Here is a 15,144-nt window from a genome sequence, read left to right as displayed (position 1 = left end):
AATGGTATAAAAATAAAAATCGTAGTGAAAGTCTTCATAACGTTGGTTTTAAGGTTAATAAGTTAAAGGTACTTAATTAACGGTAAAGTTCAAAAAAACTAGATTTCCCAAACATTTTTTTGATTGGCTCAAATTTCCAATATGTATTCAATGATTCCGGCATTTTTCCCCTTCGGTCGGGTTACCAACAGGGGGAATTGATCGTTAAGCTGGATGAGTCTTTCAGCCATGCTTCCAATAAACAACGCAGTGGCCGCCGTCCTTCCCTTGGCTCCGATTATAATACCGTTGGCATTGATTTCTTTGGCTACCCGGATGATGTCTTCTACGGGGTCATCATCGTCATCTTTGGTATATACCGCTTTTACCTTAATGCTCTTGGTATCAATTTTTCGAATAAATTTCTTGAAGTTAATCTCCGCATGCGTTTGCATGATGGCGGCAAATTCGTCATAACTCTTGCCCGTAAAATGATAGCCGGAGGGGACGGTAAAAACGTTTTGGCAGATGATCTCAGCTTTTTCCCTACTTCGTTCCGCTACGGAGATGGCCACTTCCATGGCTTCACGTGCATAGTCGGAAAAATCGCTCGGAACCAACAGCTTCTTGAGTTTGGGTTTACTGTTTTCTGGGACTATCAAGAGCGAGCAACTGGCCCTGCGGGCAAGCCGCTGGGACAACACACCTGAACCGGGTAGCGAAATTTTCCTTCCCACCAAGATCATGTCTACGGATTTTTCGTTGGCCAACTTAAGGATTTTTTTAGATAGCTGGCCCTCTTTCACCACATAGGCAAACTCGGTAGGCACTTCTCTATCAAAATGTTGCTCAACCGTCTTTTTCATTTCTGTCTTTCGCTCATTGATCATTCCTTCGATCAGGTTTGGAAACTCGTTGAGTACCTCCTGAGGGATGTGGAGGTTACGGATCACGTTGGTGAAGTAGATCTTCTTGGTTTGATTGGTATCAGCAATGAAGGCCGCAAACTTCACTAAAGTGGCGTCCATTTCTGTCCGATCGAGGCAGACGATGAGTTTTTTGATTTGGTACATGCTGGTTTTCCCGCTTTTGGCCTATGATTCACAATGGTTTTAAAAATCCTAAAAAAAGTAAGTCAAGCTATCCCAAGGTATGCTTTTTGAAAACGTATAGCAAGACACCTGTCATTTTTTAGTAGATTCATGTGCTGAACGGATTGTTTTCAGCCTCGTGAACTGTTTTCGGTATTATTATAAGAAGCAAAGCTGATTTGAGGATGGGTAAATTAAGCGATTGGCTTTAGATTCTAGCCATGGATTTATTTTTACCGAATGCGTGATGTATATTTGTGATGGGTTCGGGCTAATGACATGTTCAAACTTCACAAATTAATTAAATATCCCGAGTGAAGCCCTTTTTCAAAACCAGGCCTCATCCTTGGATCGAAAGCATACAAGGACCTCGCCCATAGGCAGGATAACAGTGGAAGGTTGCGATCTCAGGGCAGCTCAAATCTTGTTTTATAGGAGGTTTGTAACACTCCGACGTCCGGACTCATTATTGAAAGCGGAACCAATTGGCTGTAGTGCCGAAAGGTTCCGCTTTTTTTTAATACAACATACGGAATCGGATGGTGCCGGAAATATTTTTCAGGTCATCGATCACCCGGCTGGAATAGGCCTTGTCGATGTCAGTGATTACGTAGCCTATTTTCTCATTCGTTTTCAGGTACTGACCCACGATGTTTATTTCGTGATCGGCAAGTATCTGGTTGATTTTGGCCATGATGCCCGGCTCGTTTTGGTGTATGTGAATAAGCCTGTGGGCATTCTGTAGGAAGGGAAGTTGGATATTGGGGAAGTTGACGCTGTTATACGTGTTGCCCGTGTTGATATATTCCATGATTTTTCCCGGCACAAATTTGGCGATGTTGATTTGGGCCTCCAGCGTACTTCCACCAATGTGTGGCGTAAGGATGGTGTTTGGCAATCCCAGAAGCTCTGATTCGAAGGGCTCGTCATTGTTTTTGGGCTCCGAAGGAAATACGTCGATCGCAGCTCCGGCAATATGACCCGACTCCAAGGCCTCTTTTAGGGCTGGTATATCCACCACGTGTCCTCTGCTCAGGTTGATCAAAAGAGAGCCTTTTTTCATTTTTTGCAGACGTTCCCTGTTGATCAGGTTGTAGTTTTCTTTTCGTCCATCTACGTGAAGACTGATTACGTCGCAGGTTTCAAGCAGCTTATCCAGTGATTCGATTTTGGTCGCATTCCCCAGTGCCAGCTTTTCCAATACATCGTAATAATATACATCCATACCCAGATTTTCTGCCAGTACGGAAAGCTGGGCACCAATATTACCATAGCCGATTATGCCAAGTTTTTTGCCTCGGATCTCGAAACTGCCCGAAGCAGATTTATCCCAAATACCTTTGTGCAGGTTTACACTCTTGTCAAAAAGTTTGCGTCGAAGCACAATGATCTCCCCGATAGCCATCTCGACAACCGATCGGGTATTGCTAAAAGGCGCATTGAATACAGCTATGCCTTTTTCTTGGCAGGTTTCCAAGTCGATTTGGTTGGTACCTATGCAGAACGCACCGATTGCAATCAACCGGTTCGCGTTGTCCAATACTCTTTTGGTTACCTGGGTTTTGGAACGGATACCTAAGATAGATACCTTTTTGATTTTTTCCATCAGCTCTTCCTCTGAAAGGGCAGAACTGACCACTTCGACGTTGTACCCCTCCTGCTTCATCAGCTCTATACCTACAGGATGCACGTTTTCCAATAAAAGCACGTTGATCCGGCTTTTGGGGTAGGAGAATTTCTTGTTCAACTTATTTACGTAAAGGATTTCATCAAAACTGGGTGCCACATGGTCGGCTTTTGCCAAAACCCTGGGTCGGTTTACGTTTTCTGTAAACGCATAAAATTTGTTTGCTACTCCCGATGCCTTGATTTCGTAATCGGTGTATCCATCCCCGACCACATAGATGTCACCTTCTAGGTTTAACCTCTTTATGGTTTCGGGCTTTCCGTTATTTTTAGATAGAGGATTTTCCCGGTTAAAATCGACGATGTGACCTGCCTCATCGTACACAAACTCGTTTGCGAATACATTCTCTTCTTTGATACCGTATTCAGCAACTATCGGAATGATAAAGTCCTTGAAACCGTTTGAGATTATGTAAATGTCGTCTGCGTTTTCTTTCAAAAACTCTTTGTTGCGGTGAAACGAAGTCGAGACTTTGTTTCTGAGAGAATCAATCAGAGACGCTATCTGGGATCTGTTAGCGTTAAGCAATGAAAGCCGTTGCTCTAGACTCTCCCGAAAAGTAATGCTGCCTTCCATCCCCTTGTCGGTAATATCTTTTATGGCCTGCAACTTCTTTTCCTTTTCAGGATCCTGCTGTAGACTGATTTCCCCCAGGATATCCAGGGCTTCCACCTGGGTAAACGTACTGTCAAAGTCAATGATAAATTTCTTCGTAACGGTCATTTGCTGGTGAAGTTTTTATAACGAGACGCAAAATTAACAGATTAAAAAATATTATGAAGGTTTAGTTTGAATTTACTTTGGCACCTGTTAGGCTACGGGGAATTTGCACTTTTAGCGTGTTGGTGTATGGCTTCCATTTCCTAGCCCTTTAGTTCTTAAAAAAAGCACAATGATTTAAGTTAGGGACGAAACTGTTTTTCTATCTTTCGAAGTTATTAATGCTGATCAACGTAGTGTTTGACGAAATCGAGCCTGCCAAAGGCGGAATGCCATGACAGGGCCGTAATAAGCAGGGGTGGCAATCAACCATGAGATATGGTCTTTTAGATGCTGCCTCGTGATCTTAATGACATAGTAGAAAGTAATGATCATAAAAAAAGCAATTATCAAATGATGCAGAAGGGGATTAAATATTTGTTCATTTTGATGGCTTCGGCTAATTTTTGGGCCTGCAGTTCCGGTCCTGCGACCCATGAGGTGGTAGGCACTGGCTCTGATGTGACAGGTGCTTTTGGAGAAGCCATGGGTGATGGAGAGGCTGTGACCATCGAGCAAATGTATGCAAGCGTAGGCACTGATGGGATCTTTGAGGGAATTGTTACCGGAGAAATCAAAGAGGTTTGCGCAAACAAGGGGTGTTGGATGACGCTGGATTTGCCGGATGGCCGTGAAATGAGGGTGACCTTTAAGGATTATGCGTTTTTTGTTCCCAAGGAGTCCAAAGGGTACAGGGTACGCATAGAAGGTGTAGCGCAACAATCGGTGACGGATGTGGCCACGCTCAAGCACTATGCAGAGGATGCGGGAAAGAGCAGGGAGGAAATTGACCTGATCATTGAGCCAGAATCTTCGGTGTCTTTTGTAGCATCGGGAGTCGTGATTGAAGAGGGTATATAATAAAGTATAACCAGCACAACGTATGCCACTGGCACTTGACAATCTCCGCGTAGGCCGTATCTACCGGATGATCAATTTCGGAGAAAGTAGAACCTTAAAGGTGTTGGAACGAATCAACTCGTCCAACTATCGGGTATTAGATATGGATACCTTGGAGCATTACGAATTCGAGGAACTCATCCGATGGGGTAGGGGAGCTGATTATGATTTGGATGAAATAGACAGAAGCTGACGAAATCGAGCCGGCCTACCTGACCGATAGGCATGACATAGCCTGCACACACTGGGCTACCCCTATAGCTATTCAGGGTAGCCAAGCGACCTACTGCCGGCAGGGATTCCCATAAACAGAGATATGGTCTGACCGTTAAAAAAATTCTAAACAGATGAATGATAAAATTGAAGGTGTACCCTCTCTAGCAGGTGCGATCCGAGGTTGTAAATGTCCGGCATGCAGAAAAGGAAATCTGTTTCCAGTGCCGATTTACAGCTTTTCGAAGCTAACCGACGTGAATAAGGAATGCCCCGTGTGCGGAGAGACGTTGGTTCCTGAGCCGGATTTTTTCTACGGGGCTATGTACATTAGCTATGCCTTATCAGTTGCCTTGTTTATTTCGATCATGGTCGCCTTGAACGTTCTAATGGAGAATCCTGATTTGATGGCATATATTTTCAGTGTGGTTTTTTTCAACGTATTGTTGTTGCCCGTTATGCTGCGTTACTCCAAAACGTTGTATTTGTATGGAGTCGGAAGGATCAAGTTTAGGGGCTAGCAGAAATCAGGTGTCGATTTGGTAATGAAATTGGTTGATTTTTTTGCTTAAGCCAATCCGAAAGGGTATCCACCTTTGACTGTCAAAAAAAGTGTTAAAATTTTTTAAAATTTATTAATTGTTAGTAAAACTTACTGAAACAAAAGCCGTATAAACCTGTTGTCAGTTAGCTTTATCAATTTTTGAATGGACCAAATTTTAAACTCTATCATGGTTCAGGTGACGGACGATGTTTACCTGAAAGACCCGCTTAGCTCTGAATTGGGCCGTAAAATTATCAATCAAAGCCTCTTTTTGATTGCCGAACTTGGCATGGAGGGGTTTACGTTTCGCAAACTCGCCGAGCGGGTAGGCAGTACGGAGGGCGCCATATACAGATACTTTGAAAACAAACATAAACTACTCGTGTATTTAACGGCGTGGTACTGGGGTTGGTTGGAGCATCACCTTGTTTTTTACATCTCAAACTTGACGGACCCGTACGAAAAGATGCGGATAGCCATCAAGCTGTTGGTTGAGGGACCTGATACCAAAAAGAACCAATACCTGGATCCGGAAATGCTTATTCAGATCGTGACAGAAGAGTCCTATAAATCATTTTTGACCAAGGAGGTGGATATAGAAAATCAAAATGGCTACTTCAAGCACTTTCATAGGCTCAATGCGAGGCTTGTCACCTTGGTTAAGGAAATAAACCCGACCTACAAATATCCAAAGACGCTGGTTTCAACTTTGATGGAGTCAACGTTATTGCACGCATATTTCCGCAAACATATGCCGATGATGACAGAGATTGGATTGGTTGGCGATGAAAAGGTGGATTTTTACAACGAACTGATATTTAAAACCCTGAAGAATGAAAGCTGATTACCTTCAAACACCTCTGAACCGGTTTTTTAATCTGTTAAGAGAAGAGAAAAAAGAAGTTTATGCCATTTATTTCTATGCGGTACTAAACGGTATCGTCTCGCTATCCCTTCCGCTGGGTATTCAGGCCATTCTAAACTTCATCCTAGGGGGGAGGATGACCACGTCTTGGACCTTGTTGGTAGCGATCGTTGCATTGGGGGTTATCTTTGGGGGGTTTTTGCAGATCAGTCAGCTTTACCTCACGGAGAAGTTGCAGCAGCGGATTTTCAGTAAATCGGCGTTGGAATTTTCCTATCGTTTACCACGAATCAAGATGGAAGCGCTCAGGGGAAAGTATGCCCCGGAACTGGTCAATCGGTTTTTTGATACCATAAACCTTCAAAAAGGCCTTGCCAAGCTTCTGATTGATTTTAGTACGGCCACCTTGCAGGTTTTCTTTGGGTTGCTTTTGTTGGCCGTTTATCACCAGTTCTTTATAATCTTTGCGGTTACTTTGGTTCTTTTATTGTACCTAGTTTTTCGGTTCACGAGTCCAAAAGGGATGGAGACGAGTCTAAAGGAATCGTCGGCCAAGTATGAAGTGGCCTATTGGCTTGAAGAAATAGGGCGAACTCTGGGTACGTTTAAGTTGGCCGGATTTTCCGACCTGCCATTTTTGCGGGTCGATAAGCTCGTGAAGAAATATGTGGAGAATAGAAACAGTCACTTTGCCGTTTTGATCTTCCAATATAAGATCATGATTGCCTTCAAGGTGCTGATTGTCGTGTCCCTGTTGGTAGCGGGAAGTATTCTTTTGATGAACGATGAGATTAGTATTGGCCAGTTTGTGGCTGCAGAGATCATCATCGTTTTGATCATTGGCTCAGTAGAGAAGCTTATTCTTAGTCTAGAGACTGTTTACGATACCCTAACGGCTACCCAGAAGATGGGATTGATCATGGATATGGAACTGGAGCGATCGGAGGGCATCGACAAACCCCTGAAGCTAACAAAGAATGGGTTGTCCTATGAGTTGCGTAACCTTTCCTTCAAACCAAGTACCATGGATGTAGCGATATTGGATAAAATAGACCTTGATATTCATGAAGGAGAGAAGGTGGTGGTTACCGGCAAGAGTGGCTCTGGCAAGAGTTCATTGCTCTACCTAATGGCTGGACTGATGGAAGGGTATACCGGCAATATCATTATCAACAAGCTCCCTCTGGAGACCATTGCGCTTGAAAAGTTGAGGGGAATGATCGGAGACAGTTTATCCCATCAATCTATATTTTATGGTACCATCCGTGAAAACATAACCGTGGGCAAAGAGGTAGGTGACGAGGAACGGCTACGTGATATTATAAAACTGGTAGGTTTGGACAATTATATTTTTGGACTTAAAGATGACTTGGAGACCATGTTATTGCCGGAGGGTAAGCAGTTAAGCCATGCCGTTATCAGTAAAATTGTGTTGGCTAGGAGCATCTATTGTGAGCCGAAGCTGATGCTACTGGAGGAGGAGTTTAGTCACCTTAACAAGAAGGATGCCAAGAGATTGATGGACTACATCTTTGGCGGGCCATGGACACTTGTAGCGGTGTCCAATCAGGAGGATACTTTAAGTCGAGCGGATACTGTGGTCGAGCTTGATAGGGGTAAGATTTCATTTAGAGGGACGTACGAAGAATATAAATCCTATTTAGAAGGAAATAACCGTTAACACCATGCTTAACATTTCAAATAATTCGGTAAAAGATCGAATAGATCCTTATAAATTTGAGAGCTACAGGAAAACCATTCCCCATGACGAGAGCAAAAAGAGGGTAAGGATTCTCTTGTATTCTCTATTGGTTGCTTTCGTTGTGCTGTTTTTGCCATGGACCCAGAATTTCCGTTCACGGGGTATGGTCACGGCATTGAAGCCTGAACACAGACCGCAAACCGTCCATTCCATTATTCCTGGAAGGATCGAGCGATGGTTTGTACAGGAGGGGGATTATGTCAACAAAGGCGATACCATCTTATTTATCTCCGAAATCAAGGATGAATACATGGATCCTGAGCTACTGATGCGTACGCAGCGACAGGTAGATGCAAAAGCATTGGCGGTAAGATCCTACGAAGAAAAGGTGAAAGCCCAGGAAAATCAGATCAGCGCACTTACGGAAAACAACCGATTACGGAAGGAGCAAGCAGAAAACCGATTAGAGCAGGCTCAGTTGAGTGTGGATTCGGACAGCGTTGTTCTTGAGGCAGAAAGGTTGAACCTCTCGGTAGCCACTGTTCAGTTAGAACGTATGGAAAAGCTTTTTGAGGAGGGCTTGAAGTCCCTGACCGAACTAGAGCAACGCAAGATCCGTTTCCAAGAAGCGCTTGCCAAAAAAATCAGTGCCGAAAACAAGTTGTTAAGCAGTAAGAATGGGCTCATATCTGCACAAATCGAGCTAAATGCTATCGACAACGATTTTAGGGACAAGCTTGCCAAAGCGAATGCGGAACGGTATGCGGCGTTGTCTGACCAGTACGACGCCGAGGCTACGGTAACCAAGCTTGAGAATCAGTTGTCCAATTATACGGTACGGTCGGGCATGTATTACGTCTTGGCCCCTCAGTCGGGATATGTCACCCAGGCAATCCAAGTAGGCTTGGGAGAGACCATCAAAGAAGGTGCGGAGATCGTAAGTATTATGCCAAAAGACTATTCCCTGGCGGTAGAATTATATGTGGCACCGATAGATTTGCCCTTGGTAAGACTGGGAAATAAGATACGGTTCATCTTTGACGGATGGCCGGCGATCGTGTTTTCCGGATGGCCACAGTTGTCAAATGGTACATTCGGAGGCAAAGTCTATGCCATCGATAACTTTACCAGCGCAAACAACATGTACCGGATTCTAGTGGTGCCGGATCCAGATGAGGAACCATGGCCAGATGCGCTCAGGTTGGGATCCGGTGCAGATGGCATTGCCCTACTGAATGACGTTCCTGTCTGGTATGAGATCTGGCGACAGATGAACGGTTTCCCGGCTGATTTTTATACACTCAAGGATACGAGGGAAACGAAGGGCAAAAAGTAACGCTTGATTGTAGATACTATAAATTAACGAAAAAGGTGCTGACACAATCCGATTTACCAATGCAACAACGCCTAGGTTACAAAGGAGGGTTATTTTTGATGTTTTTGTTACTTGCCAATACCACCTGGTCATATGGGCAGGAGATCCTTACCTACTCAGATTTTTTGACTTGGGTGCGGGAATTTCATCCCATTGCCAAACAGGGGGATCTGACGATCGAGCTAGGTCGGCAGGAACTAAGGATGGCGAGGGGTGGCTTTGATCCAATCCTATACGGTGACCAAAACGAAAAAAACTATAACAATACACAGTACTACAATAAGCGCGAGGCCGGAATTGTGGTTCCGACCATGGCTGGGGTGGAATTCAAAGGTACCTTTGAGCAAAATGCAGGTGTTTACCTGAACCGAGAGAATACGGTCCCCCAGGTGGGTCTATTAGCTGCGGGAGCATCCATTAACTTGGGAGAAGGCTTGTTTATCGACCGCAGAAGAGCAGCGTTGCGTCAGGCACAGATCTTTGCCAACGCGACCGATGAAGAGCGTAAATTCCTGTTGAATAGCCTATATCTGGATGCCACGTTCGCCTATTGGGACTGGGCGAAGGCCTATGCTAATCTGGAGGTGTTTCAGGAAGGGGTTAGCTTGGCGGAGATACGGTTTGAAGCTATAAAATCGAGTTTTGAATTCGGGGATCTACCTGCTATCGACACAGTAGAGGCCTATACGCAGGTGTTGAACCGGATGATTAGGCTGCAAAATGCCGAAAACGTGTTTTTTGCCAAAACCCAAGAGCTGAACGTTTTTTTGTGGGACGAAGATGAAACCCCCATTTTTTTAAATGAGGGTACTGTTCCCGTAGGACTTACAGAAGGTCCGGTGGACTTAGTCGATATCACGGAGTACCGGGAAGTTCTACCCAGTCACCCGGAGATCAGGCTGCTCGACTATGACTTGGAATTCCTGGATGTGGACAGAAGGTGGAAAGTGGAGCAATTGAAGCCGATCGTTAAGTTGAATTACAATTTTCTCTCAGAGTCGGTTACTCCCATCGAAACCGGTGCATTTTTCCAAAATGACTACAAATGGGGAATCACCATAAGTACTCCCTTGCTTTTGCGTCGGGAAAGGGGATCCTTGGGAGTTACCAAAGCAAAGATAAACATGACCCGGTACAAGCGGGATTTAAGTGTACAGAAGCTTTTGGCAACATTGGAAAAGGAATACAACACCTTTCTCGTGTTGGGTCAGCAACAAACAACGTTTGATGAGAACATCAAGGGGTTGGAGAGGCTCCTTGAGGGGGAAAAGATACGATTCGATCAGGGAGAAAGCTCTTTGTTCTTGATAAATGCCCGTGAAGTAGCCTTGTTTGATGCGTTGGTCGTACTAAACTCGATCAATGCCGACAAAAAAATAGCCGTTTCAAAAGTGCGTGTAGCTGCGGGTTTAGGATTTGAGGAATAGCGTCTTTACCTTTAAATCAATGGTTTCAATTTTTCAAAGGTGAGGGGTTTTTCTATAAAGCCACTAACAGCCGGAAACTCCTTTGCACGCTGACGGTCTTGAAAATCAATGCTACTTGAAAGCATTACCACACTATCGTTTCTCTCTAAACAGTGTCCTGCGTACTCTTTCAAAAAATCCCATCCATTCATTACCGGCATGTTTATGTCTACCAATATCAGAAGGTGTTGGACGGACGGCACGGTTTTAAGGAAAACCAGCGCCTGTTCAGCTTCCAAAAACTCTTCAATTCTCGGGGAAAGTTGTAGTTTGTTTATCAGCCTCCTATTTATCAGGTTATTGATCGGATCATCGTCTATTAACACAATCAGGTCGAATGGATACATTGATTAGGATGTGGGGGTAAATTAAGCGAATTACCGAATGTCAGCTGTTTTAACTATGAAATTGTTTTGATTTTTTTCTTCATCCGTAGGAAGATGAAAACAAAGTTAAAAAAAACAGGGAGGTGTAAAAACCTCCCTGTCGGAAATATGAGAATTTATGCGGATGATTACATCATGCCGCCCATTCCGCCTCCGCCATGCATGTGAGGCGCAGCAGGAGCATCTTCTTTGATGTCAGCAACCACACATTCGGTGGTAAGCAATAAAGCAGCTATAGAAGAAGCGTTTTCCAACGCCAATCGAGTCACCTTCGTAGGATCGATTACACCAGCCTCAAACAGGTCTTCGTACTTGTCTGTTCTTGCATTGTATCCATAATCGCCTTCGCTCTCTTTGATTCTGTTCACCACTACTGAACCTTCTCCGCCTGAATTGGCGACGATGGTACGAAGTGGAGCTTCTACTGCTTGACGAATGATGTTTACACCCGTGTCCTCGTCATCATTGGCACCTTTTAGGTTATCAAGGACTTTGGCTGCCCTGATCAAGGCAACGCCACCGCCTACAACTACACCTTCTTGGACGGCTGCTCTGGTAGCATGAAGGGCATCGTCTACGCGGTCTTTCTTCTCCTTCATCTCAACCTCCGTAGCTGCACCGATGTATAGAATAGCTACCCCGCCAGAAAGTTTGGCAAGCCTCTCCTGAAGCTTCTCTCTGTCGTAATCGGAAGTTGTCTTCTCGATTTGGGTTTTGATCTCGTTAATACGGCCTTGGATGGCTTCTTTGGCACCTGCACCGTTTACGATGGTTGTATTGTCCTTGTCGATGTTGATCTTCTCGGCTGTACCCAAATAGTCAAGGGTTACATTCTCCAATTTGTAACCTCTTTCTTCAGAGATAACTGTACCACCGGTTAGGATGGCGATGTCTTCCAACATGGCTTTTCTTCTGTCGCCAAATCCTGGAGCTTTTACAGCAGCTACTTTCAAAGCTCCTCTGATTTTATTCACCACCAAGGTAGCCAATGCCTCACCATCTACATCTTCGGCAATGATCAGCAAAGGACGTCCAGACTGAGCCACCGGCTCAAGCACAGGAAGCAATTCCTTCATTGCGGAGATCTTCTTGTCATAGATAAGGATGAATGGATTGTCCAATTCAGCCTCCATTTTTTCGGTGTTGGTAGTGAAGTATGGAGAAAGGTATCCTCTGTCAAACTGCATACCTTCCACTGTTTTCACTTCTGTTTCGGTACCTTTTGCTTCCTCTACAGTGATCACACCATCTTTGCCAACTTTTTCCATCGCGTCAGCGATCATGTTTCCGATTTCTTCGTCGTTGTTGGCAGAAATTGTTCCCACTTGGGCAATTTCTTTGCTGGTGGAAATTTGTTTGGATGAATCCCTTAGAGAATTGACCACCGCTTCTACGGCTTTGTCGATACCTCTTTTCAGGTCCATTGGGTTGGCGCCGGCGGCTACGTTTTTGATACCTACAGAGAAAATCGCCTGAGCAAGTACGGTTGCAGTTGTAGTTCCGTCTCCAGCATCATCAGCCGTTTTGGAAGCTACCTCTTTTACCAATTGGGCACCCATGTTTTCGATACCGTTTTCCAGTTCAATTTCTTTGGCAACGGTAACACCATCTTTGGTAATAGCGGGTGCTCCAAATTTTTTATCGATGATAACGTTTCTTCCCTTAGGACCCAATGTGACCTTTACTGCGTCAGCAAGAGCGTCTACGCCTCTTTTCAGTCTGTCTCTAGCGTCTGTTTTGAAAAATAATTCCTTAGCCATTTTTCTTTCTTTTTTTGTTTTTTTACTATTGATGAATAATGATTAAAGGATAGCGAAGATATCTGCTTCCCTCATGATCAAGTAATCAGTGCCGTCAACACTCAGCTCGGTGCCTGAATACTTGCCGTAAAGCACGGTGTCACCTACTTTAACTGTCAGGGGCTCGTCTTTTTTACCATTTCCCACTGCTACGATAGTGCCTTTTTGCGGTTTCTCTTTCGCAGTATCAGGAATGTAAAGACCTGAAGCGGTTTTTTCTTCGGCTGCAGCGGGTTCTACCAAAACCCTGTCTGCTAAAGGCTTAATGTTCACTTTTGACATTTTTTTAGCTATTTAATAAAGTTAAAGTTCTCGAATTACAATTCCCTACTAAGCACTTTTAATGCCAATCAGCCAAAAAAGCCAAATACTGACATTTAGTCCTACACAAGCCCTGCATGTGTCAGGTTCTGACCGCCCCGGTTGGGAATTGGTATGACATTTTTTCTACAAGGGGTTGATCGGTTTGACAGTTTTTCTTAAATTTTGATTCGAGAATTACGTTTTGTAACCTATGAATAAGTTGTCTGAAAATTGGCTGTCCGAAGGATGGATGGACTTCGAGTACAAAAAATACCTATTGCTTGCCTACTTAAAGCATGTGGATGATCAGTTTAAAGAGGTGAAGCTTTATCCTCCCCTGGCTGATCTGATTTATCACTATGAAAAACTAAAGGCGTTTGAGTCGGGTAAATCCATGCTCAAGTCGTCGTTTCCGAAAAGGCTGGATGGAATATCGATGGAGAATCTAAGCCTATCCTACAAGGAGAAGGTACAGGATGAAGATTGGGTTACGGAACTGCAATCCATTGTGGAGTACGCCATTCCGCAAATTAAACATCAAATCGAAGAGGGGAAGGCGATCTATGAAATTATCGAAAGAGGAATAGCCATAGAGCCGGTAGGTATTACACCCATCTATCAGCGGGAAGGCTATGCCCTTCTTACCTTTGAAAAATGCAGGGATATCTTTATTTACAGATATACCGTCAGCATCTTCCATCACAGCGGAGATGTGTTACGCGGCATTGCCATGCAATTTGTAGAGAAAATAAGGCAATCGTTGGTCAATACATTTCAGCGGATCAAACTTGACTTGGCCAAGCGGTACTCCGATCTCCCGAATCCCTCAGCGTGGAGGATTCACTCCGAAAACCAAGTTCCCTTTGAGGAGAGTTTTATCCCCATCAGTAAACGCTTACTCCTTAAAACAATCAATGCCTAAACGGCTGCCGTTTAGGCATTGATTCAAAGTATTTCCGACTCGACGTATTGAAATCAGTCTTCTTTTTTCAAAAGTGATTTTTCTTCTCTAGTAAGAACGGGAGAGGGGCTGAGTTTTGTCTGCTCCAGCTCCATTTGCTTGGCTTTTTCCTTGTTTTTGATGATTTCAGCTCCTGGTTTGGAAAACAGGATTTGATATCCCTCCGAAAAACTTTCCGCCTTCTTCAAATCCTTGAAAATATCAATCCATTCGTGGAAAACCAGGTAAACGGGGTTGTAGGAGTCAACGTTTTTGGTGATACCGTACGTTGGGCGTTCCTTCTCAGGCATAAATGTGCCAAACATCCTGTCCCAGATAATAAATGTAGATCCGTAATTTTTGTCAAGGTAATGCGCGTCACTAGCGTGGTGCACCCGGTGGTGCGACGGAGTAGTGAAGAAAAACTCAATGGGTGCCGGTAATTTTTCGATGTATTCTGTATGAATCCAAAACTGATATAAAACAGCAATTTGATGGCAAATGAAGAACACAAATGGATCAAACCCCATCAGCATTACGGGGACAAAAAATATGATTTTGATGTGCTGCGTCCACCCCAAGCGAAACGATACGGAGAAGTTGTACTTCTTTGAGTTGTGGTGGGTAATGTGGGTAGCCCACCAAAAACGCTGCTCATGGGATATTCGGTGCGCCCAGTACCTGGCCAAATCCACGGCAAAGAAGCACAGAATAAATGACCACCAGGTCGCTTCTATCTTGAATGGGCTGATGTTCCAGCAAAAAAGGGCTATACCGAAGGTGAAAACTTTGATCAGAGCACTGATGCCCACATTTACAAGGCCTATGGTAGCTGCGGCCATAAAATCTTTGCCATCGTAGGAGTCCCGATTTTTGTACAAACTAAGTCCCCATTCGGCAAATACGAGCAGGAACATAACAGGAGCGGCCCACAGGATTATATTGGGCCAATTCTCTGCGCCTAGGTCCTGCATGGTTAAGTGATTTTCAAACATAAGGTAATAAAGGTTGATGTTAGTTGATTCGATATTCCTAAAGGTACTAATAATTATGTTCTTGTCAACAAGTGATGTGTTTTATGTGTACAGTCTCGATCAGGGATTTTCTTGGCGGGAAACTGTTTAGAGGGGAGGCA

At 44.2% G+C, this 15,144-nt stretch carries 14 protein-coding genes; 8 read left to right on the top strand and 6 right to left on the bottom strand.

The annotated features are described in order from the left end of the window. Window positions 1–128: 128 nt before the first annotated feature. Window positions 129–1,052 carry a universal stress protein gene (locus ADIS_RS16765; RefSeq protein WP_010855841.1) on the bottom strand — a complete coding sequence of 308 codons (924 nt, stop codon included), beginning with the start codon at window positions 1,050–1,052 and terminating at the stop codon, window positions 129–131. 535 nt (window positions 1,053–1,587) lie between these two features. Then, entirely contained in the window at window positions 1,588–3,480 is a 1,893-nt protein-coding gene (serA, locus tag ADIS_RS16760) for a phosphoglycerate dehydrogenase (RefSeq protein ID WP_010855840.1), read from the bottom strand. Window positions 3,481–3,870: 390 nt separating this feature from the next. On the opposite strand from serA, the gene ADIS_RS16755 reads away from it, so the two are divergent. The 7 genes from ADIS_RS16755 to ADIS_RS16725 all read left to right on the top strand — a co-directional run bounded on the left by ADIS_RS16755 (window position 3,871) and on the right by ADIS_RS16725 (window position 10,542). Next, window positions 3,871–4,377: a DUF4920 domain-containing protein gene (locus ADIS_RS16755; RefSeq protein WP_010855838.1), complete on the top strand. Its 507-nt coding sequence runs from the start codon at window positions 3,871–3,873 to the stop codon at window positions 4,375–4,377. Between the two features lie 22 nt (window positions 4,378–4,399). Next, entirely contained in the window at window positions 4,400–4,609 is a 210-nt protein-coding gene (locus ADIS_RS16750) for a hypothetical protein (protein WP_010855837.1), read from the top strand. A gap of 154 nt (window positions 4,610–4,763) precedes the next feature. Further along, window positions 4,764–5,150, top strand: a complete 387-nt coding sequence (locus ADIS_RS16745; protein WP_010855836.1) for a DUF983 domain-containing protein — start codon at window positions 4,764–4,766, stop codon at window positions 5,148–5,150. Between the two features lie 186 nt (window positions 5,151–5,336). Continuing rightward, a complete protein-coding gene (locus ADIS_RS16740) occupies window positions 5,337–6,017 on the top strand; it encodes a TetR/AcrR family transcriptional regulator (protein ID WP_010855835.1) in 681 nt (226 codons plus the stop codon). Further along, on the top strand, window positions 6,007–7,719 hold the full coding sequence (locus ADIS_RS16735; protein WP_010855834.1) for a peptidase domain-containing ABC transporter: 1,713 nt from the start codon (window positions 6,007–6,009) through the stop codon (window positions 7,717–7,719). Before ADIS_RS16740 ends, ADIS_RS16735 begins: the two co-directional genes overlap by 11 nt. A 4-nt stretch (window positions 7,720–7,723) precedes the next feature. Next, window positions 7,724–9,076 (top strand): HlyD family secretion protein, encoded by a 1,353-nt coding sequence (locus ADIS_RS16730; RefSeq protein ID WP_010855833.1) that lies wholly within the window; start codon window positions 7,724–7,726, stop codon window positions 9,074–9,076. A 59-nt stretch (window positions 9,077–9,135) separates the two neighbouring features. Continuing rightward, entirely contained in the window at window positions 9,136–10,542 is a 1,407-nt protein-coding gene (locus tag ADIS_RS16725) for a TolC family protein (protein WP_010855832.1), read from the top strand. Window positions 10,543–10,553: 11 nt separating this feature from the next. Here the strand turns inward: ADIS_RS16725 and ADIS_RS16720 are convergent, their stop codons facing one another. The 3 genes from ADIS_RS16720 to ADIS_RS16710 form a co-directional block, all read right to left on the bottom strand. Continuing rightward, on the bottom strand, window positions 10,554–10,928 hold the full coding sequence (locus ADIS_RS16720) for a response regulator (RefSeq protein WP_010855831.1): 375 nt from the start codon (window positions 10,926–10,928) through the stop codon (window positions 10,554–10,556). A gap of 167 nt (window positions 10,929–11,095) precedes the next feature. After that, entirely contained in the window at window positions 11,096–12,727 is a 1,632-nt protein-coding gene (groL, locus tag ADIS_RS16715; protein ID WP_010855830.1) for a chaperonin GroEL, read from the bottom strand. 42 nt (window positions 12,728–12,769) lie between these two features. Then, complete coding sequence (locus tag ADIS_RS16710; RefSeq protein ID WP_035806597.1) at window positions 12,770–13,048, bottom strand: co-chaperone GroES; 279 nt, start codon at window positions 13,046–13,048, stop codon at window positions 12,770–12,772. Window positions 13,049–13,280: 232 nt separating this feature from the next. Between ADIS_RS16710 and ADIS_RS16705 the strand changes: the two genes are divergently transcribed. After that, window positions 13,281–13,991: a hypothetical protein gene (locus tag ADIS_RS16705; protein WP_010855828.1), complete on the top strand. Its 711-nt coding sequence runs from the start codon at window positions 13,281–13,283 to the stop codon at window positions 13,989–13,991. 53 nt (window positions 13,992–14,044) lie between these two features. Here the strand turns inward: ADIS_RS16705 and ADIS_RS16700 are convergent, their stop codons facing one another. After that, a complete protein-coding gene (locus ADIS_RS16700) occupies window positions 14,045–15,004 on the bottom strand; it encodes a sterol desaturase family protein (protein WP_035806594.1) in 960 nt (319 codons plus the stop codon). Between the last annotated feature and the right edge of the window lie 140 nt (window positions 15,005–15,144).

The sequence above is a fragment of the Lunatimonas lonarensis genome (genome assembly GCF_000390185.1).
Taxonomy (GTDB): domain Bacteria; phylum Bacteroidota; class Bacteroidia; order Cytophagales; family Cyclobacteriaceae; genus Lunatimonas; species Lunatimonas lonarensis.
Note: the sequence above shows the minus strand (reverse complement) of the source record. Positions and strands in the feature narration are given on the sequence as shown.